Source organism: Bacillus sp. WC2507 (genome assembly GCF_052656125.1).
The window spans coordinates 2278468-2298807 of record NZ_JBQXPN010000001.1 but is presented as its reverse complement, the minus strand read 5'-3'; the positions used below and the strand labels follow the sequence as shown (position 1 = coordinate 2298807).

Sequence of the window (20340 nt, the reverse complement as noted above, 5' to 3'; positions counted from 1 at the left end):
AACATCAAAGTAAGACACATACTTTTCAAACAATACACAAAATAAAACTCTTCTTCCATGTAGAGCAAAAATATTTATATACTCTATCACCAAACTTAAGGAGAAAATTATAATGAGATTAGAGAGTGAAAGAATTTATTTAAGACCTCTTTGCGAACTAGATGCCCCAATTATATTAGAAAGTACGATGGATACAGAGATACGTTATATGACTGGAACCAAACCTACTTTTTCATTGGAACAAATAAAGACACATATAGCTCATATAAATAATGATTCGAGTCGCTACGATTTTGCTATTTGTTTACAAAGCAATGACGAAATGATTGGAGAGTTGTCGATTTTAGATATCGATGAGGGTAACAAAAGAGCAGGCTTCCGAATATCGATGCTTTCTATGTCATTAACAGGAAAAGGCTATGGAACTCAAGCTATTAAAATAGTTTTAAGTTTTGTTTTTGAACAACTATCATTAAATCGTTTACAGTTAGAAGTGTTTAGCCATAATTTACGCGGAATTAGAGCTTATGAAAAAGTTGGGTTTGTAAAAGAAGGAACCTTACGTCAATCTTTATTTTGTAACGATACATACTCGGATGAAATTATTATGGCAATACTTAAAAGTGATTATAAAGATATATCATTGTAAATAACTGTTCTTAAACTATTAAACAACTTTAAAGAACCTTACCACAATAAAGTGAAACTTTAATCAGTGGGGGCTTTGTTCATCCCCCACTGATTATTAGTTGAACCAATCGGGCTTTTACGGGCAGTTGATCCCCCATCTAACTTCTTTGCTTTCGCTGAATTTTGAGGTGGGGGTCTTACTGCCCGTTAATGCGGGATAAAATGCAGTAAGGCTCTTTCATTTTTATATCAAATAACAGCTCTTAACACATGTATTATATTAATACCAAATTGTCTCCGCATAATTATATGCATCACTATTCGGAATAGCATGTTTCCCTTGCGCTTGTGCCTTTCTTGGATCTAAATCATATACCATTGGTGTATAGCATGATGTTTGCCCTTTATTTACAACACCATTTCCCCCAGCACTTCCGCAAGTATATGCCTTTCCATCTGTTTTTCTAACAATCCTTGCATCAGCTTCATTATTATAAACTGCTGGGCGGGTTACAGTAACTTTTGCCCATGCTGTCTTACACGTCGTGCTAAATTTTAATTCTACATAAGAATTTGAATCAATCCACTTCTTTTCTTTCGTTACTGCTGATTGATCACAACTATTATAGTAAGGACTTTTCCCATCATACGAATGGTCTTCTGCATATGCTTTATCGCTACTGGTCGTACTAAACATACTTGTTAAAACGAACACAGATAGAAAAAGAAATGCGCCCACATTTTTAAAAAGTTTCATAGAATTCCACTCCTTTATTAATAACGTCCAGTTTTCCCGTAACCATTATTAATCGTCACCGCTTCAGCATCAGCTGTATAACCAAAATCAGCAGTTAAATCAAATACCATTCCTGTATACGTACTCGTTTGACCTGTTTTAATTGCTCCATTACCACTATTAGAGTCTACTGATTTTTGAAATACACCGTTTTTATATTTATTAATAACAGCGTAAGCATATATCCCTCCAGAAACAGAAGGGGCTGGTTGATCTAAAACAAGCTTAGACCATGCTGCGTGACATTTATTACTGTAACGTAAATATACTGTCCCTACTTTTTTACTACCTTCGTACACCGCTGTAGACTTTGCATTAAATCCATCTGCATCACACGTTGTACTGCCTCCGTATACTTTCGTTGTTGCTGGATTTTTCCCGTCATAATAACTACTAAGATCGGTAGCTGCAAATGTACTTCCTTGAAAACTAAATAATACCCCTACACTAGCTATACTTAACACACATACTTTCATGAACTTTTTAAACATTGTAAATCTCCTCCCTCAATATAAGTACGTATAATAAAGACAATCTATCCCCTATGTACGCCCCTCCTTTCATTCCACCTAGAGGCATCTTACAGAAACGAATAAACGTTGTAAATTCCCTTATGGTTATTGGAATATACGAAGAAATTTACTTATCCTTGTAAGAAAAAAAGTTGAGAAATACACATTTTATAGCATTCTTTATTTAAAACATAAAAGAACCGATACTTGTTACATGCAAGCATCGGTTCTCTCTATACAAAAGTGCCATTTTTTCTTTTATATAAAATAAATATTTCTCCACTTAATCCGTTGTAAAAAACTCCCTTGTTACATCAATAAATTGTTGTAACGGCGCTGTCATCCATTTATCTTTATGCCAAGCAATTTGTGTAAAAATTGGATAGATAGTATTTTCTAGTTGCAACTCTTTTATCGTTCCCTCTCGTATATCTTTTTCTACTACTATTGCTGGTAAAACTGCTATACCTAAATCCGCAATGACACATTGTTTAATTGCCTCGACACTTACAAACTCAATCTTATTCGCTGGATACACATCTTCTGTACGAAACAGCTCTTCAAATAAAGTCCGGTATGAGCACCCTAGTTCTGTTAACAAAAGAGTTTCCTTCTCTAAATCTTTTATAGAAACGGAAGGTCGCTCGAGTAAACGATGCCCTGGAGCAGCTACTACTTTTAATTCTTCTTTCATAAGTGGCTCCACATGCAAAGCATCTTCCGTTTTACATTCATCCAAAATAAATGCAAGATCAACTTTCCCCTCCATCAATTGTTCCTTCGCATCTTTATTGGAATGCGCTGGTTTAAAGATAAGTTTGATTTGTGGAAATTGTGCTTTAAACCTCTTTAATATAGATGGGAGCCTATATGTACATTGACTTTCTTGCGCACCGATTATTAACGTACCTGCTATTTCTTCATCATCTTTCACAGCCATTTTCGCTTCATTACTGAGTGCAATCATCTTATCAGCATATAATTGAAACTTCCTTCCTGCTTCAGTTAAAAAAAGACGTTTCCCTAATCTTTCAAATAACGGCGTACCGAGCTCAGCTTCTAACGTTTTAATTTGTGCTGTCACGCTCGACTGAGCAAAGTTTAATTTCTTCGCAGTTTGGGTAAAGTTCAAAGTCTCTGCCGCTACTTTAAATGTAATTAATTGTTTTATCTCCATTTATCATCCCTCTTTTCAATCGGTATTTCCGATTGATTTCATCGAAATAATCCTCTTTGTCTATTGATATTTATATTGTATGATAAAGAGCATCGACAAACAATATAATGGAGGTATTCCATATGAAAGCACTTTGTTTCGAACAGTTTGGAAGTCCAGATGTACTACAATATAAAGAAATACACGATCCAATCATAAATCCAAATGAAATTCTTATCCGTACGAAAGCAATCGGTTTAAATTTTGCTGATATTTATAGACGCCGCGGTGATTATCATCTCGCTGGCAACCCACCTTATATATTAGGTTATGAAGGGGCTGGGATTGTTGAAAAAGTAGGAGCTGACGTTACTACTATCAATGCTGGAGACCATATTGCATTTGCTGACGTTCCATTTGCAAATGCAGAATTAGTTGCCGTTCCATCTGAAAAAGCAATCCCGCTTCCAGATTCTATCTCTTTTGAAACAGTTGCTTCTGTCTTATTACAAGGTCTAACAGCACATTATTTAACGAAAGATAGCTATCAAATAAAACAAGGTGATATAGCTTTAGTTCATGCCGCAGCTGGTGGCGTTGGGCAACTTCTTATTCAAATGATTAAACTACTGGGTGGAAAGGTAATCGGCCTAACGTCATCAAAAGAAAAAGCACAGATAGCTACATTAGCTGGTGCCAATCAAGTATTTTTATATACTGACGCATGGCATACCAAGGTACTTGAAATAACTCACGGTGCTGGAGTAAATGTTGTATATGAATCAGTAGGCTCTACACTTGAGGAAAGTTTTAACGCTACTAAAATTGGTGGTACTGTCGTATTTTTCGGAATGGCTGGCGGTAATCCTGCGCCCGTTGATCCGCGTATGCTTATGGATACTTCAAAAACTTTAACTGGCGGAGACCTGTGGAACGTGCTTACTACTTTTGAAGAACGTAAGCAGCGCTCTACTCAATTATTTGATTGGATCGCTAGTGGAAAATTAAACATCGCGAGTCCTACTACATTCTTTTTACAAGACGGTGCCCGTGCCCATGAATTATTAGAGAGCAGAAAAAGTACAGGGAAGATTTTATTAATCCCATAATCGTTCCAATTAAAAAAGGAAGCTAGAATGTATTTCTTTGCTTCCTTTTTTAATGCTATTAATGTTCAATTTCGTTTCTTTTCAATTATATTTTTTCTGTCTATACTTCTCTTTCTAGGCCCCCCATTTTTAAGTTTATAAAATAAATGAATCTAAATATTAAAGGAAAGAACAAACCTCCCGATATCAACGATCCAATAAATACAGTATCAATAAAAGAAAAAATCCCAAAGAATATCATTCCAAAAAAATAAAATACAACTGCACTCCAATAAATAAAACGTGGAAACTTAGTTTGGAACGAATCACCTTTTTCACACGGTTTTCCAAATAACAAATGAACAAATTTAATCAACATAATCACTTCTCCATATAATTGTTAATATTCTTTTCTTCTTAGAACTGAGCATAAATCACATACTATGTATCATTTTCTTTACATTTTCCGACACTTAAGTTGTTAACTATTTCGAATACAGTAGCCTTTTACTCATACATTTCGCAAAGACAACAATATATTTTTATTTCAATACAAATCGTCTATCCCCATTATCATGTTGCAATTCAAACAATACTGGATTACTAACAAATCTTTTTAGCAAAACATGCGCCTCATGATCATTTATGTCATTAGGAATATTAATTCCACTAAATGATGTTGAGGAAATTAGTGTATGAAAATCATATTTAAATTCATAATCACCAATATACGCTAGTGCCAATTTCCCTTTCCATTCAATTTGATATGTCTGCCCTTCAAATCTAGTAAACTTAATATTATGAAAGGCTGACGCATCATGTCCAAGTAAATAAATGTCAAATGCAGTTAACTCTAAATCTAAGTCCTTCTGCTCATCCTCGGATAAAAAATCAATTGCAAATCTCTTTCCATTTAGCATATCCAAATCAAAAGGCACCTCATCACTTCCTACACGAAACCCTTTAAAATCCCATTCTTCTGATGACAAAGTACAGCTATGGAAATTGTTCCATACAATCTTCGCGTGCCAATCATCTTCTTCCTCATTCTCTTCATCTTCTTCATCTTCTTCATCCAAATCTTCCTCATCATAATCCGCAGTCTCTAAATGCAAATCAAAATACAAACCAGCTACACCATTTAACTCTTCTTCCTCTGCATATTTAAAATGTGCACTCCACTTAAAATTAACAATTCGATGACCATTAGGCCACGGGTTGTCCACAAAATATATTCTATCCATATTCACACGTTCCTTACTATGTTTTATTTCTCGTAAACTTACTTAAATTTCAAGATAAAATGTAAGACTAGACTAATACCCCTTCAATAGGCTGCAAAACAATTTGTTATTCCTACTCTCTAACTATACCATCACAATAATTTTCACGGCACACTTTTAACGGAATATTCCAATTTCAATTAACAAATGATATACTGAAAAATAAGAAAAGGAAGCTAGATTTCTCTACCTTCCTTTTCTTATTTCTATATGAAAGTTTTTATATTTCCACACTTTCTTTCCCTTTTGCAACATAACTCATATCTCCAACCGACTCGACGATGTATTCCCCATCTTTATATAAAATTTTCGTCACACTTGCATTTTCTACTCCAAGTTTTGTTTTACTATGATCTACCATTTCTATTAATGCAGTTATTAGAAGTCCATGAACTACAACTAAAACGTTGCCTCCGCCATTTTTAGCAGCTTCCTCACTAATTCTATCAATCTCTGTTTTTATACGAGTAGAAAACAATTCCCAATCTTCCGCTTGTTTCGTAGGATCTGCTGCTCTAATAAGATCAATAACTTCTTGAATAGAAAACTTCATGAGTTCTTCTGGTGATGTAACGCCCGCAGCTTTTCCAATCGTTTCCCACATATTTTCAAGCTTTTCACCTTCAAAAATACCGAAATTTAATTCTCGTAAAGCTTTTCTTTGCTCAAGTTTCAATTTTGATTGCTCACTATATTTTAATACTAAATTAGCAGTTTCAATCGCTCGACCACTATCACTACTATACACAGTAGTAAAATGAATATCTTTTAATCCTGTTCCTAAATTTGTGGCAACTTCCACACCTTTTTCTACTAACGGAGAGTCTGCCCAACCTTGCGCGCGATGGTTCGTATTTAATATTGTTTTACCGTGTCTTGTAACATATAACGTAACTACATTCTCATTGCTATCGGTTTCTCGCTTATTCATCATATTCTCTCCCTTTACATTTCTATATCAATTTTACCATCTTAATTATTCATTGAGCAAAATATACGTAAGTAAATATTCTTAATAAAAAAACGCTACCTTTCTGTATATCCCAACAAAAAGATAGCGTTTTTTATGATTACATTTTTTAACAGATACTTCTACTCAGCAAAAGCACTCGAATATTGTACAATCCCTTCTACACTTTCCAGTGCATTCTCCCTTAATTCCATCGCCATAAACACTTCATCTGGCACTTCAAATGGTGCCTGTATATTCCATTCACTTGCTTTCTTAAAACCAAATTTCGGGTAGTATTCTGGATGTCCTAACACTACAACTGACCCGTATCCAAGTTCTTTCGCCTTTTCTAAAGCAGCTTTGATAAGTTTTCCGCCAATCCCTTTTTTCTGATGCCCCCTAGCAACTGATACTGGCGCAAGCGCTAATGAATCTACAGAAGCTCCATCCTTTTCTATCGTGATTTTCGATAACATAATGTGACCGACTATTTCCTCATCTATCGCAACGATAGATAACTCAGGAACAAACGCGTCACATTCTCTAATACGCATTACAAGTTCATGTTCCTTTTTATCACTAAATTCTTCATTTAAAAATGCTTGTTGTACAACTTCTTCTGTTTTTCTATAATCATTTTGTTGTTCTTGTCTAATCGTTACCATTTTAACTTATCCTCTGTTCTTTCTTATTTCTTTTTCAATTTTACGAAGCGCTTTTTTCGATCCGCGCTCAATATCATGCTGCATTTTTCTTTCTTTATAATCGACAAATAGTGTATTTAAATCGTATCCCTCTGGGTATAATTCTTTTGCTGCTACCTCTAAAGTAATACGTTTTACATTTACTTCAACGAATTCACCATTATAATATACAACGACGTTATAAAAATTATCTATTTCCTTATAGATGATACCAAAATCATCATAATCTAATAAGTTTACACGATCGCCGATTTTATACTCGTAATGATTTTCGCTTTTTTCTTGCACGAATTTCGGTTTTCTAATTTTGCTTTCATTCAGTTTTTCAAAACGATATTCTTTATTCCCCATATACTCTTTCGCTCTTTTTAGTACATGTTCTCTTACATTCATTTTATTTGCAATCCAAAGTGCATTACTTTCACCTGATTTACCGATTACTAATTTATAAAGTGGTTCTAGCGTCTCACTATTAAATTGCATCGCTGCATTCATAAAATCATCGTGCATTTCTGAGAAGCGTTTAATTTCACCGTAATGCGTACTCGCAACTGTAATACATCCCGCAAGATAAAACTCCTCTAAAATAGAAATTGCAAGCGCTGCCCCTTCATTCGGTTCAGTCCCACTTCCTATTTCATCAAATAGTAGCAACGTATTATTATTTGACATCCTCATAATCTCAGATAAATTTTTCATATGAGATGAAAATGTACTGAGTGCGTTTTCGATACTTTGATTATCACCAATATCTACAAATACATTTTCGAAAATAGCAATTTCTGTTTCTTTATCTGCAGCAATATGCAGACCTGACATTGTCGCTAATGTTAGTAGTCCGATTGTTTTTAGCACAATCGTTTTTCCGCCTGCATTTGGTCCTGTAATAATTAAACTACGATAGTTTTGACCGATTTTAAAGTTTAACGGTACAACTTGCCCACTTAAAAGCGGATGCTTACAATTTACTAAATGAACGTAGCCATGATCATTTAATTTCGGCTCTATTCCATCGATTGATTTACTAAACTTCGCTTTCGCAAATACCATATCATATTGGCTAATCAATTCCATATTAATTTTTATATGATAAATATTTTCTACTACCATTCCTGATAAAGTCGCTAAAATCTGATACTCTTCCATCGCTTCTTCTGCTTTCAAACTTGCGAGTTCTGCATTTAACTTTGTAACCGTATGCGGTTCTATAAATACAGTAGAACCTTTAGCGGACGCTTCAACTATACTTCCCGCAACTTGATTTTTATAAGAAGATTTAATTGGAATCGTATACCTATCATCCTTCTTACTAATAAAGAATTCCTGAATATACTTCTTATTTGTACTACTATTTAAAAACTTCGTTAAACGTTCTTTTATTTTCCCATCTACGGAATCAATACTATTTCGAATTCGTTTTAACTCTTTACTCGCCGCTGCATCAATGCTATTTCCTTTAATCGAAAAGTTAATTTCCTCTTCAATACTTTTAAATTCAGTCATTGAATTTGCATAAGAAGCTAATACTGGCGCAAAAAATTCTTTATCTAACATAAATTTTTTAATCTTTCTACATCCACGTAAAAAGTCTGAAACACTTACTAATTCTTCTGGATCTAAAATCATCCCTTTTTCTAATTTTTGAATTGTACTCGCGATATTGGATATTCCAAAAAAAGGCACATGTCCTTCTGCATCTACTATCGCTCGTGCTTCTGTCGTTTCATTCAATCGATTCCTCACTACTTTTATACTCGTACTCGGCTCTAATTTGTTTAATAATTCCTTACCTAATCCACTTACACAATAAGATTTCACTATATCCTTTAATTCGTTATATTGTAACTTTTCAAAAGTCATCGTATTCATTTTGTTTCTCCTCACTATGATTGATTTTTATCATAAATGAAGATACCTACTCATTAGATTCCAATGAGTTCTACATTATTAAATTACCATTTTTATACATTAAAAATATATACAAAAAAGCTGCGGGGATACCGCAGCTTTTACATTTACAAGGCATGTGTAATAACATATGAGGAAATAAACCATAAAAAACGGATGGCAATCCTCCTATTACACGCTTTATAAAGTATTGTAGGTATCTTCATAGGTATCGAAATAAATCCATGACAAAATTAGGGGTATGATATACATAAAAATCCCCTGGTCTTATCCGATTTATTTCATTAAATTTTTCCTATTTAGTACCTACCGCACTCACAAAAAAGCACCTCTCATTAATTTATATTATAGTCATTGAAATCTAATTTACTGAAATCATCATACTATATGTTTTGTGAGAAGTAAAGGTGTCATACCTTTATAACTATGCAGCATGTAAAAAAGAAGGGGGAAACCTACCGCTGAACATATATGGAAACTGACCCTCCACTTACTTGGAACTGTCCCCAACCATCCTTATTAATTGTTACAGTATTTGTTTGATTACCCGTAATATCGTACCATACTTCCCCTGCATTATTCTTTCCAACATCCATCCACTTTGACCCTCCTGGTCCATCAGAGATTAATGTTGCTAAACCAGAATTAGCATGTACACTATCACCTTCTCTTGTCCAGCCAATCACATCTGGATGGTCAAAATAATCATGCTGCGTACCATATGCAAAGTTTTTTCGTGCCGTCAAAATCGGATCAATTTTTTCCTTTAACGCTGGAATTTCATAGTTACTATTTCCTTTTGTACCATAATAATCACCATAGAAAACAGAAGGATATCCCTCTGCACGCGTTAAAATAAATGCATATGCCAACGGTTTGAACCAAGAGCTCACTACAGATTCCAATGACTGACCAGGCTGTGAATCATGATTTTCAACTAGAGTAACCGCAAGTGTAGGATGATTCGCAACTACCGTTCCTTTTAAAATATTTCTCATATCATAATTTCCATTTCCTGTTGAAGCATAATGAAAATTATAATGAAGTGGTGCATCGAACACAGATTGATTATAATTGACCTTCGCTAAATAATTATTTAAAGTCTGGATATCATTTTGCCAATATTCAGCTACTGTAAACATCTCTTTCCCCGTTTGCTGTCTAACATGATTTACCCAATCGCGCAAATATTCATGATCAATATGTTTAACAGCATCTAAACGAAAACCATCTAAATTTAATTCCTTCGCATACCACGTTCCCCATTTTTTCATTTCATTCGCAACATCTGGATGATCAAAATCAAGATCCGCATACATCAAATAATCATAATTCCCATTCTCGCTAGACACTTCCCAGTCCCACGATTTACCTATGCCCCTAAATTTATAAATTCGGTTTAATTTCCTTCCTTCATCCCAATCCGTTCCGTCAAAATGATACCATTTCCATTTGAAATTAGAATAAGAATCTCCACGCCCTAGAAAGTTAAATCCCGTCCACGCACTAATTTCATAATCACCTGATACTTCAACATTTCGATTGCTCGGGTCTACCTCAACTGCTGTGACAGTTTCCGTATAATCAGCCCCACCTTTATGATTCATAACTACATCACCGTATACATCGATGTTTTTCTTATGTAAAGCGTCAATTGCAGATTTCAATTGTGCTTTCGTCCCATATTTCGTCCGCACTGTTCCCTTTTGATTGAATTCCCCCAAATCATATAAATCATATGCTCCATATCCTACGTCATTTTGCGTAGTTCCTTTATATGCAGGTGGTATCCAAACAGATGTAATTCCTTTTTGAGCTAAATTTTCAACATCAGTACGCAAACGATTCCAATGATTCCCATCATTCGGAGCGTACCACTCAAAATATTGCATTAACGTCCCATTGTTAACTGTATCTGCATACGCCTTACTCTCCCCATATATACCAGGTAAAAACAAAAAAACTGACAATCCGACTATTGTTATTCTTTTCAACATCTGTACACCATCCCCTCCCAAGAAAACGTTTGCATAGTTTATCAGAATCATTATAATATTCGTTCCACTGTTAGTAAAGTAGCAATCTCTCACTCTCCCACATTATTTTTAGTCTCACTTCAAATATTCAACGTAGTTTTAATTTCACATCCTATTCAAGATTGTTTACAATTTACCTATAAAAGCATAACGGAGGGATTTCTATGACCGACTTTCAAAAACAATTTTTTGCAAGATTACATATAGAAGAAAAACACAAAGTTTCATTTGAAGATTTATCTAACATTATGTACGCAATGGCACAAACTGTTCCTTTTGAAAACTTAAATATTCTCGAAAAGAATTTTAAAGAAATATCAAAAGAAAATTTGAAAGAGAAAATTTTAGTAAACAGCCGTGGTGGTCTTTGTTATGAACTCAATCCTACTATGTATTACTTCCTTAAAGACGCTGGATTTGATGTTCATCTCGTTTCAGGAACAGTGTACAATGCTGCAAATTCTATATGGGCTGTTGATTCTGGCCATATCGCAACCGTTTTAACACATCATAATGAATTTTATTTAATTGAGGTTGGATTCGGATCATACTTACCTCTTGCACCTGTCCCTTTCTCAGGTGAAGTCATTCACTCCGTTACAGGAGATTATCGTATTCGTAAAGAAATGACCGAAAAGGGAAACTATATTTTAGAGATGCGTAAAAACAATGAGTTTTTGGATCAATCTTCTGCTGATGATTGGACGTTAGGCTATGCATTTTATATAGAAGAAGTGGCTGAAGAAAAAGCAAATGCAGCACAAAAAATTATTGTTGAGCATGAGGGCTCACCATTTAACAAAGTACCTCTTATCGTAAAACTAACTGAAAATGGACATGCATCTTTAACAAAGGATAGTCTGACAATAGCAACAAACGGTAAAAAAACGAAAGAAAACGTTACAGATGTGCAATATAAGAATCTTTTACATTCAAAATTCGGAATTACATTATGATTTTTTAAGCCTTGCCATTTTGAACTGCACCCCAATTGTTAGACACAGTCTAACAATTGGAGGTGCAGTTTTTTTATGACAAAATTTACGAAGGATTCAAGGTTAAAGCTCGTTCAAGGATTTAATCCAAAAACAATTTCTCAAGCAGAATATGCAAAACAGATGCATATTACAAAGGCGCAATTTCAATACTGGTTGCGCTTATACGAACTCCATGGAGAAGAAGGTTTACACGAGGTCTATACAAATTACACCGTAGAGTTTAAACTAAACGTACTAAATTTTATGGCTCAATCGGGTATATCGTTAATGGATACAGCGGCTATATTCATGATTCCTTCTTTTACAACGGTTTATCAATGGAAGAAGCAATTTGAATTAGGTGGCTTAGATGCCCTTGAACCAAAGAAAAAGGGGCGTCCATCCATGAAAAATAAAAACACAAAACAGGATACGAAAAAAATTCCGGCAGAAGGTTCAGTTGAAGCGTTACAAGCTGAATTAGAACGCTTACGTATGGAAAACGCGTATTTAAAAAAGTTGAATGCCTTAGTTCAAAACAAGGAAAAATCACCAAACAAGATAAGGCACAAGTAGTCTATGAATTAAGGCATGAGTTTCAAGTGAAAGAATTAGTAAAGTTAGCGGGTATCCCTCGAAGCACATATTACTTTTATGTAAAACAAATGGATAGAATCGATCCAGATGCGGATTTAAAAGTAGAAATTAAAGCGATTTATGATGAACACGAAGGTCGTTATGGATATCGTCGTATTCGTGATGAATTAGCCAACCGTAATCAAATAGTGAATCATAAAAAGGTGCAACGAATTATGAAAGAGTTAGGTTTAAAATGCCTTGTACGTATGAAAAAATATAAATCTTATAAAGGAACGGTTGGTAAAATTGCACCCCATATTTTAGAGCGTAATTTTACGGCAGATGCGCCAAATGAAAAATGGGTAACCGATATTACGGAATTTAAATTATTCGGTGAGAAACTTTATGTATCCCCTGTATTGGACTTGTATAATGGTGAAATCATTACTTATACAATTGGCTCTAGACCAACATACTCACTTGTTTCAGAAATGTTAGAGACAGCATTAGAATGTTTACCTGAAAGTCACCAACTATTGATGCATTCAGATCAAGGTTGGCATTATCAAATGAAACAGTACCGTCACGCATTACAAGAAAGAGATATCGTACAAAGTATGTCTCGTAAAGGCAACTGTTACGACAACGCAGTAATGGAGAATTTCTTTGGAATCATGAAGTCTGAATTTCTCTACATAAAAGAGTTTGAAAGTGTAGAGCATTTCGAAATAGAATTAGAAAAATATATAGATTATTATAATACCAAACGGATAAAGGCAAAATTAAAAATGAGTCCGGTACAATACCGGACTCACTTTTATCAAGCTGCCTAATGAACTAACCGTGCCTAACTTTTAGGGGTCACTTCATTTTAGCAAGGCTTTTCAATTTTCAGCAGGGATTTTTTGCAATTTGTTGTATTTCATAGTTATATAGGAATATAACTACATATTTAGAAAGGAAATGATTATGACTGAACTTAAAGATCGACTACAAGTAGATGATAAAGAGAAGTGGGATTTAACGGATATTTACCATACAATTGAAGATTGGGAAAGTGATTTTCATAAAATTGAAGTATTAACGAAAGAATTACACGAGTTTAATGGAAATATTTACGATGGTAATAGCTTATTAGCTTATTTAACAAAGAGTGAAGAAATTTCTAGCATAATATCTTTAATGTTCGCTTATGCACGATTACAATCTGATCTTGATACACGCGATACTGACGCTCAATCCCTTGTCGATAAAGTGTCACAATTACACGTGAAAGTAAGTGCGGCTAAATCTTTCTTTTCCCCATTCTTACTTAGCGTAGATGAAAACACATTGCACGCGTACATAGAAGAAGCAGAAGGTTTACAATACTATAAAGAAGACTTATTTGAATTATACCGTTATAAAAAACACGTATTGAATAAGGACCAGGAAGAGATTTTATCACAAATGGGCGAAGCACTCTCCTCCCCGCAGCATACTTTTGGTATGTTAAATAATGCTGATATCCTATTTGGTGAAATTACGACTGATGATGGAGAAAAAGTTACTTTAACGCGCGGAATGTATGCAAAGTTAATTGAAGATGAGAACCGCGAAAAACGTAAAGAAGCCTATAAAGCTTATTACAAGCCATACGTTCAATTAAAGAATTCTATCTCTTCTACTTTATCTGCTGCGATTAAAAATAATGCTACTGTTTCAAAGCTAAGAAACTATCCATCAGCTTTAGAAAAATCGTTATTTGGCGACATGGTCCCGAAAGAAGTTTATGAAAATTTAATTGATACGACCAAGAAAAACATTCAATCACTACATACCTATAATGAACTTCGAAAAGAAAAATTAAATGTAGATGAACTACGCCAATACGACATGAGCGTTGATTTAGTAGCGGGTGTAAAACAAGACATTCCATATGACAAAGCGTTTGACATAATGATTGAATCACTAGCTCCTTTAGGTGAAGAGTATATCGAAACATTAAAAAGCTTTAAAGATAAACGTTATATCGACGTGAGAGAAACGCCAGGAAAACGTTCCGGCGCTTATAACTTTGGTGTATACGGTGTTCATCCTTTCATTCTTTTAAATCATCACAATGATTTAAATAGTCTTTTCACTCTTACTCACGAATGTGGTCACGGTATGCATACGCATTATTCACACGGATACCAACCAAGAATTTCTGCACACTATACTATCTTTGTCGCAGAAGTCGCTTCTACAGTAAATGAAGTGCTATTAATTCATCATTTATTAAAAGAAGCAAAAGATGCTGATGTACGCAACCATTTAGTAAACCATTTCATCGAGAAATTTAAAGGCACTTTCTTTACACAAATCATGTTCGCTGAGTTTGAAAAAATCACACATGAAATGGCACAGCAAGGCAAACCATTAAATGCCCAAGTCTTTAGCGAAGTTTATGAAAACTTGTTCAGAGAGTATAATGGTGACTCCCTCGTATTTGACGAAGAAGTAAAATACGGCTGGGCTAGAATACCTCATTTCTACCGTCCGTTTTACGTGTACAAATACGCAACTGGATTCGCTTCTGCAATCCAAATTGCCGACAAATTATTAAGCGGTGATCCAAATGCTCAAAAACATTATATTGAGTTCCTTAAAGGTGGAAGTTCTGACTATCCATTAAACTTACTGAAAAAAGCTGGTGTTGATTTAACTACACCAGAACCGATTGAAAGTGCACTAAATCGTTTTAGCTCACTTGTTGAAGAGTTTTCAGCATTATAAAAAGCATGCAGAGTATATACTCTGCATGCTTTTTTCATTTGCATCACTTTATGCTAAATGTTGCTGCGTCACACAGTGAATCATGCCACCATATGCAAACAGTTCATTTACATAAATGCCGACAATTCTTCTTCCCGGAAACTGCCCTTCAATGATTTGAAGCCCTAACTTGTCATGCTCATCGCCATATATAGGAACTAATACAACTTCATTTCCAATATAAAAATTTAAATATGAGCCCTTACAGTCTGCTTCTTTTACCACTTTTCTTGTCACCGGTACTGGTATGAGCTGAAATGGCTTTCCATCTATATTTCTTGCCTGTAGCAATTCTTGATAATGCTTTTCGTACGCCTCCAAAAGATATGACTCGCCTTCCCCGAAAGGATCATATTCATAAAGAATCGTATTTTCATTTACAAAACGTGCTGCCCCATCAATATGATAATCTGTATCTTCATCATAATTATCCTCACCGCGAATACCGGTTATCCATATAAAATTCGTTACTCCTAAATATTTGGTCAACTCTATTTCAATCTCTTTCTGACTTCGTGTAGGATTTCGATTCTCATTTATAATAGAAGTTTTCGCTGCCATTAAGGTCCCGTTTCCGTTCACCTCAATTCCCCCGCCCTCTATACAGACACTAGATTCAACTTTTGGAATACTATACCTTTCACTTATTTTCGTTGGTATAATAGCATCGTTTTCATACGGATATTTATCCCCCCAACCATTAAATACCCAGTGTGTTAGGCGGAGATTTCCCTCTTTATCTTTCACAAAGATCGGCCCATTATCTCTTATCCAAACATCATCCGTTTTTTCAATTAAAAAATCAATTTTATCCATATCCACTTTCGCTTCTATTAACTTCGATTGGACATGTACTTTTTCTTTCTCATCATATACAACAATATGCACAGTTTCTCCGTAATGAAGTTCCTTTGCCATCGCTACCCAAATATCATCTAGCTTAGCTCTGTAACCTTCACCTCTATGCGTTTTATTATGAGGCCATTGGAGCCATGTCCCCTCATGTTTCTCCCACTCAGCAGGCATATAAAATAAACTTTTTGTCATACCTGTTCACCCCTTCTTCGAATGTAAGTTCAGTCTAAACTTTGACATCGTGTTAAGGTCAACAGAAATATTTTCATTTTCTTGAAGCACCTTCATAAAACAACTCTTTATTTCTCCTTGTGATACACTAGTTCTCCTTGTAAAACCGTCACCAAAACTTTCGCATTCGGAATCTTATCAGCACTCATTTTAGTAATATCTTCATCTAGTAATACCATATCAGCCGATTTCCCTACTTCAATCGAACCAGTGATATTATCAAGGCCTAATGCTTTTGCTGGCTTAATTGTATAAGCATCAATAGCTGCATATACATCAGATAAACCCTTTTCATCAATACTTAATGCATTTGAAATCGTCACAAGTGGATTCAGTTCGTTTACATCCCAATCGCTACTAAGCGATACATTTGCACCTGTTTTCCAAATTCGCCCTAACGGCATAATTCGTTTCATCTGTTGATCTGAAAAATACGTACTTGCCCAGCTTTGTTTAGGATCTTCTGCAAAATCATGACCTACTTGGAAATCAGCGCTAACACCTAATTTAGCAAAGCGTTTTATATCACTATCTTCTACCATTTCTACGTGCGTAAGCGTATAAGGCTGATTCGCTCCTTCTTTTTTCGCTGCTTCAATCGCATTTAAACTCTCTCTTACTCCACCATCCCCAATTGTGTGAATGAGTGCACCGTAACCAATTTTATTAAGCTCCGTCAACCACCATTTCATTTTTTCTTCCGGAATATAGTTCAAACCATACGGTGTTCCCTTAAACCACTCAAATTTATATTTTTCTAGTATTTTAGCTGTACTGTTAATGCTAATTCCATCACTATACATTTTCACTTGATTAATAAGCATTCGAGATGATATATCATTTCGCTTAATTTTTTTGAAATACTCCATTTGTTCTGCTTCATTTAAATTCGGATATACCCATGGACGAAGTACTACTCGCGTTGTTAGTTTTTTTTCGTCATTTACTTTATTCCAAACGTCTAACCAGCCTCGCTTCCAATAAAGACGGCCATCGCCAACTGTAGTAATACCATTCTTCGCAACCTCATTTAATCCATCCAGCAAACCTTCATAATTTTTTTCAAAGAGTTTCGGCTGGGAATTCCATGCTTTTTCCATCACGATATCTCCTGCTGTATCATAAAGAATCCCAAACGGTTCTCCTGTCTCTGGATCCCGAATGATTCTTCCGCCTTGTGGATCTTTCGTATCTTTATTTATTCCCGCTAACTCGAGTGCCTTTGAGTTAACCCATACAGAATGAGAGGTTCTTTCCATAATTAATACTGGATTATTAGGAAATAACTCATTTAGAACTTGTAATGGAGTTTGTTGTTCTGATTTTTCGTCCATATCTTTTAACAGCTCTTCTAAACTAAATCCAGTTCCGCTTATCCATTCCCCTGTCTTTACATCTTTTTTACACGCTTTTAAATACGAGCGTTGTTCTTGCAGCGAAGCATCTGGTGAGACACTACAATTCCCTGCTGCTGGTGATTTCGCTTCAAATATATGATTATGATTGTCCACAAAACCAGGGAGGACAAAACGCCCTTGTAAATCCACCACTTTCGTATCTTCATTTATAAATCCCTCTACATCCTTGTTTGAACCAACAAATGTAATTTTCCCTTCTTTAACGGCTACAGCCTCTACGATGTCTTGCTTTCCATTTGAAGTATAGATTGTACCATTTTTAAATACTACATTTTTAGGTAACTGATTAGGTAGAACAGCGCTACCATTCTCCCCTTCTCCTACTCCAGGAGTACATGCCGAAATCCATACCATACTTAGAATCAGACAAATAAGTAAAATTTTTCTTTTCATATTCTTTCCCCTTTTTATTATGATAAATTACTTTCGTATATAGAATAAGGATTGACATAATGTTAATGTCAATCCTTATTCTCATTCTATTTTCGTAACTAAAAAACAAATTTGTGTCACATACTCTTCTACTAAACAATCACATTCAGGCCCTTTTATATAAACTTCATATGGATGACCATCTATTATATAACCGTTCCTTTCTATCCACTCTTCTAATGCCATATAAGCATAACCTATATAGTCGTAGCTACCATAATGCATAGTAGTAACAATTTGATGCTGATTTAGCTTGTTTATTTCACATTCTTGTAATACACCTTTATTATCCTCATCCATAATCGGAATTCTTAATTCAATATCACTATGATTTGGAATATACTCTTCATCATAAAAGACTGTAGAGGGCGAACCGACTATTTGAAAGTTATTCTTTTGTATATTTTCATATAAGTCATAAAAATAATCATCCATATCCTCTATATCTATTTGTAATCTTTGAGCAATTACCGTTATTTCATTTCTCATTCCAATTAATATATCGTAACTTCTATGACGAGCGATATTTAAACCATTGTTCATACTTACCATTTCATTCATTTCAGAAATAACTTGTAAATTTTGTTTCACCTCATGAGACAACTCTATAATTTGCGCTTGCATATGTTTAATAAATGAATCTTGATCTGATGACTGAAGAATTATTTTAATTTTCGGTAGAGGGAACTTATACTCTCTTAGCCTTTTAATTTTTAACGCTATTTCTAACTGCCCTTGTTCATAATATCTATACCCATTTTCCGGGTTCACATATGCCGGTTTTAATATCTCCTCTTTGTCATAATGTCTTAGCATCCGTGTACTCATTTTACAAATCCGCGAAAATTCAGTAATTGTATACATATACTTACCCCTTGAATACATTTTCTTATAAGCTTATTTTAAAACCAATCAAAAATCTTCCTAACTGAAAAATCCTCATTCTGATTTTTCAATCTCTTCATATTTGAAGGTAACAAATGAAGTGGACAGTACCACGTTAAACAATTCATTGCGCCTCCCATTGTCGATATTTCTCCCACATGAATTTGAATAGCTTCCTTCTCCGTATACTGTTGAATATATCGTAATACTTCTTTATCTTTAGCTAGTCCAAACTTAGGAACGTAAAGCGTATCACATGTTTCTAACATATTTATATATAAACCTTTTGCCGATGCTATTTCTTGATCATATTGCCCCTTTTCTGTATATGATGACGGAACAACTATAAATTCAGCTTCTGGCATTTGCTCTTGAATAATCTCTTGAACACTATATCTAAATTCACGATCCCCAAGAAAATCACTAATAAACATTGTATGTTCATCAATAAATTTAACCATTCCGTCTACGTGTGCAAGTACATCTCCTTCTTCAGCAGGAATAATAATAACTCGGCTCACATCTAAATCCCATTCCAGTTGCTCTATAATTTCTTCTTCCGTCCAATCATAATTATCATCAAATATGCGTTCTGTTAATATAACAGTATCTTTTTTATTCCAAATCAAATTTCCACCATCTAATATCAATGGAGATTTTACATATTCAAAGTCATTCTTTTTCAACCATTTATTAAATTGTTGATCTAAATATCGCCCTTGATCTTTCGGTAAATAATTTGGGCGATATTTAAATTTAACTAGATGACTTGTTACAACTGGTGCAACATCTCTTAGCCAAATATCATCATACTCAAAAGAGCTTGTATGAAAGCCTTGCTCCTCAACAGATAAAGATAGAAGTTGATCAGTAAATGCTTTATTTTCATTTAAATATTCATTAAAATAAATTAGATCTTCATAAAATGGGCGATAATATTCATTCGATTTATCTGGTATTGCAGTAAAAATAATTCCATTATATTTTTGTTCCATATTATTTACCTCGCTTTTTAATAATGATTGAATAACTGTTTTCAATCATCCAACTCTTCCCCAATTCATTTCTCTTTTCAGTACAATTTTTGAAACGTGCACATTTC

At 34.5% G+C, this 20340-nt stretch carries 18 protein-coding genes; 5 read left to right on the top strand and 13 right to left on the bottom strand.

Annotated features, from left to right (window positions below):
* Window positions 1-112: 112 nt before the first annotated feature.
* Window positions 113-649: a GNAT family N-acetyltransferase gene (locus ACUN28_RS12125; protein WP_016086938.1), complete on the top strand. Its 537-nt coding sequence runs from the start codon at window positions 113-115 to the stop codon at window positions 647-649.
* Between the two features lie 261 nt (window positions 650-910).
* Here the strand turns inward: ACUN28_RS12125 and ACUN28_RS12120 are convergent, their stop codons facing one another.
* The 3 genes from ACUN28_RS12120 to ACUN28_RS12110 all read right to left on the bottom strand — a co-directional run bounded on the left by ACUN28_RS12120 (window position 911) and on the right by ACUN28_RS12110 (window position 3115).
* The gene (locus ACUN28_RS12120; RefSeq protein WP_016086937.1) at window positions 911-1387 is read right to left on the bottom strand and encodes a DUF2690 domain-containing protein; all 477 of its coding nucleotides are present in this window, start codon (window positions 1385-1387) and stop codon (window positions 911-913) included.
* A 17-nt stretch (window positions 1388-1404) separates the two neighbouring features.
* Window positions 1405-1917 carry a DUF2690 domain-containing protein gene (locus ACUN28_RS12115; protein WP_016086936.1) on the bottom strand — a complete coding sequence of 171 codons (513 nt, stop codon included), beginning with the start codon at window positions 1915-1917 and terminating at the stop codon, window positions 1405-1407.
* Window positions 1918-2221: 304 nt separating this feature from the next.
* Window positions 2222-3115, bottom strand: a complete 894-nt coding sequence (locus tag ACUN28_RS12110; protein WP_016086935.1) for a LysR family transcriptional regulator — start codon at window positions 3113-3115, stop codon at window positions 2222-2224.
* A 122-nt stretch (window positions 3116-3237) separates the two neighbouring features.
* Between ACUN28_RS12110 and ACUN28_RS12105 the strand changes: the two genes are divergently transcribed.
* Window positions 3238-4203 carry a quinone oxidoreductase family protein gene (locus ACUN28_RS12105; RefSeq protein WP_016086934.1) on the top strand — a complete coding sequence of 322 codons (966 nt, stop codon included), beginning with the start codon at window positions 3238-3240 and terminating at the stop codon, window positions 4201-4203.
* Window positions 4204-4303: 100 nt separating this feature from the next.
* Here ACUN28_RS12105 and ACUN28_RS12100 read toward each other — a convergent pair whose 3' ends face one another.
* The 6 genes from ACUN28_RS12100 to amyS form a co-directional block, all read right to left on the bottom strand.
* Window positions 4304-4561, bottom strand: a complete 258-nt coding sequence (locus ACUN28_RS12100) for a hypothetical protein (protein WP_016086933.1) — start codon at window positions 4559-4561, stop codon at window positions 4304-4306.
* Window positions 4562-4724: 163 nt separating this feature from the next.
* A complete protein-coding gene (locus ACUN28_RS12095) occupies window positions 4725-5426 on the bottom strand; it encodes a hypothetical protein (RefSeq protein WP_016086932.1) in 702 nt (233 codons plus the stop codon).
* Between the two features lie 259 nt (window positions 5427-5685).
* The gene (locus tag ACUN28_RS12090) at window positions 5686-6396 is read right to left on the bottom strand and encodes a histidine phosphatase family protein (RefSeq protein WP_033660106.1); all 711 of its coding nucleotides are present in this window, start codon (window positions 6394-6396) and stop codon (window positions 5686-5688) included.
* Between the two features lie 161 nt (window positions 6397-6557).
* Complete coding sequence (locus ACUN28_RS12085) at window positions 6558-7082, bottom strand: GNAT family N-acetyltransferase (protein WP_016086930.1); 525 nt, start codon at window positions 7080-7082, stop codon at window positions 6558-6560.
* Window positions 7083-7088: 6 nt separating this feature from the next.
* Entirely contained in the window at window positions 7089-8990 is a 1902-nt protein-coding gene (locus tag ACUN28_RS12080) for an endonuclease MutS2 (RefSeq protein WP_016086929.1), read from the bottom strand.
* A 494-nt stretch (window positions 8991-9484) separates the two neighbouring features.
* Window positions 9485-11026: an alpha-amylase gene (gene amyS / locus ACUN28_RS12075; protein ID WP_033659740.1), complete on the bottom strand. Its 1542-nt coding sequence runs from the start codon at window positions 11024-11026 to the stop codon at window positions 9485-9487.
* 203 nt (window positions 11027-11229) lie between these two features.
* Here amyS and ACUN28_RS12070 point away from each other — a divergent pair, with 203 nt between their 5' ends.
* From ACUN28_RS12070 to pepF, 3 genes are all read left to right on the top strand, one after another.
* A complete protein-coding gene (locus ACUN28_RS12070) occupies window positions 11230-12021 on the top strand; it encodes an arylamine N-acetyltransferase family protein (RefSeq protein WP_016086927.1) in 792 nt (263 codons plus the stop codon).
* A 75-nt stretch (window positions 12022-12096) separates the two neighbouring features.
* Window positions 12097-13454, top strand: a protein-coding gene (locus ACUN28_RS12065) for an IS3 family transposase (RefSeq protein WP_154214472.1) whose coding sequence is annotated in 2 segments (ribosomal slippage) — window positions 12097-12553 and window positions 12553-13454 — 1359 coding nt in all. Because the reading frame shifts where the segments join, the coding sequence is not laid out codon by codon here.
* Window positions 13455-13590: 136 nt separating this feature from the next.
* The gene (gene pepF / locus ACUN28_RS12060) at window positions 13591-15378 is read left to right on the top strand and encodes an oligoendopeptidase F (RefSeq protein ID WP_016086926.1); all 1788 of its coding nucleotides are present in this window, start codon (window positions 13591-13593) and stop codon (window positions 15376-15378) included.
* 48 nt (window positions 15379-15426) lie between these two features.
* On the opposite strand, the gene ACUN28_RS12055 is transcribed toward pepF, so the two are convergent.
* From ACUN28_RS12055 to ACUN28_RS12040, 4 genes are all read right to left on the bottom strand, one after another.
* Window positions 15427-16464, bottom strand: a complete 1038-nt coding sequence (locus tag ACUN28_RS12055) for an agmatine deiminase family protein (protein ID WP_016086925.1) — start codon at window positions 16462-16464, stop codon at window positions 15427-15429.
* A 107-nt stretch (window positions 16465-16571) separates the two neighbouring features.
* Window positions 16572-18314 carry an amidohydrolase gene (locus tag ACUN28_RS12050; protein WP_016086924.1) on the bottom strand — a complete coding sequence of 581 codons (1743 nt, stop codon included), beginning with the start codon at window positions 18312-18314 and terminating at the stop codon, window positions 16572-16574.
* A gap of 81 nt (window positions 18315-18395) precedes the next feature.
* Entirely contained in the window at window positions 18396-19217 is an 822-nt protein-coding gene (locus ACUN28_RS12045) for a MerR family transcriptional regulator (RefSeq protein WP_016086923.1), read from the bottom strand.
* 38 nt (window positions 19218-19255) lie between these two features.
* A complete protein-coding gene (locus tag ACUN28_RS12040; RefSeq protein ID WP_016086922.1) occupies window positions 19256-20233 on the bottom strand; it encodes an agmatine deiminase family protein in 978 nt (325 codons plus the stop codon).
* Window positions 20234-20340 lie beyond the last annotated feature (107 nt).